Raw genomic sequence first — 1220 nt, 5'->3', positions numbered from 1 at the left:
TGGCCTGCCCCATGTGGGTGATCCGGGTGTGATGTTAATTCAGGGTTGGTTTGGAGCTGCCCCCATATGTGATCCACGGCCTATGCAACTTTCCGGGCTTGATGAGTTTGTTGGGCGAAGGCGTTCGGCGTCAAGCCGCCGAGCGCCGTATGGGGCCTGGTCTCATTGTAATCTCTCCTCCAGTCTTCGATCCGCTCCCGGGCATCGGCCATGGATAAGAACCATGATGCATTCAGGCACTCCGCCCGCAGGCGGCCGTTGAATGCCTCGATGTACGCATTATCCGTGGGCGTTCCGGGCCGCGAGAAGTCGATCTCCACCCGGTTGAGATACGCCCATTGGTCCAGGGCCCGACCGGCAAATTCCGGGCGTTGTCTACCCGTAGGCTCTTGGGACGGCCACGGCTTCTGGCGATCTCATCGAGTGCTTCCACCACCTGATGGGCCCGGAAACTCACTCGCGGCACTATCGCCAGTGACTCTCGCGTATGGCAGTCCACCACGGTCAGGATCCGGAACGGACGTCCGTCGAAAAGCTGGTCAGCTCCTGCCAGTCCATCGCCCACACCTCGTTGGGACCACCCACCTCCGGACGACCCTGTCGGTAGCGCCAGGCGCGCTTGCGCTTGGGTGCCTTGGGCCGGATCGACAGCCCTTCCCGCGGTAGAGGCGGTAGGTGCGTTTGTGGTTCACCGGCCAGCCTTCCCGCCGCAGCAGAATGTGCAGCCGACGATAGCCGTAGCGCACACGGGCAGCCGCGAGCTCCTTGAGCCGCATCCGCAGCTCGACCTGCGGATCAGATCGCTGGCGGTAGCGCTGCGAGGAGCGTTGGAAGCCGGTGGCGGAGCATGCCCGTCGTTCGCTGATGCCATAGGCCCTCTGCAGATGGCCTGCGATCTCGCGCCGAACGACGGGCTTCACCACTTTCTTTTGAGCACGTCCTGCAACATGGTCTTGTCCAGGCTGAGATCCGCCACGAGCTTCTTGAGCCGGGTGTTCTCATCCTCGAGCTGCTTGAGGCGTCGGATCTCGGCCACGCCCATGCCGGCGAACTGCTTCTTCCATCGGTAGAACGTCGGTTCGGTGATGCCCATTTTGCGGATCACCTCGGCCACCGGTGTGCCGCTTTCCACCTGGCGCAGGGCAAAGGCGATCTGTTCTTCCGTATACCGCGATCTCTTCATGGCACTGACCCTCCTCAAGGATCAAAATGCCCGGAAA

1 pseudogene is annotated in these 1220 nt (G+C 62.2%); it reads right to left on the bottom strand.

The features are described from left to right. Window positions 1–80 precede the first annotated feature (80 nt). Window positions 81–1183, bottom strand: a pseudogene (locus tag KBI52_RS01435) (IS3 family transposase). Window positions 1184–1220: the final 37 nt, after the last annotated feature.

Origin of the sequence: Microvirga sp. HBU67558, assembly GCF_018069605.1 — a bacterium.
Lineage (GTDB): Bacteria > Pseudomonadota > Alphaproteobacteria > Rhizobiales > Beijerinckiaceae > Microvirga > Microvirga terrae.
The sequence above is the reverse complement of the archived record's forward strand: the minus strand, read 5'-3'. Positions and strand labels throughout refer to the sequence as shown.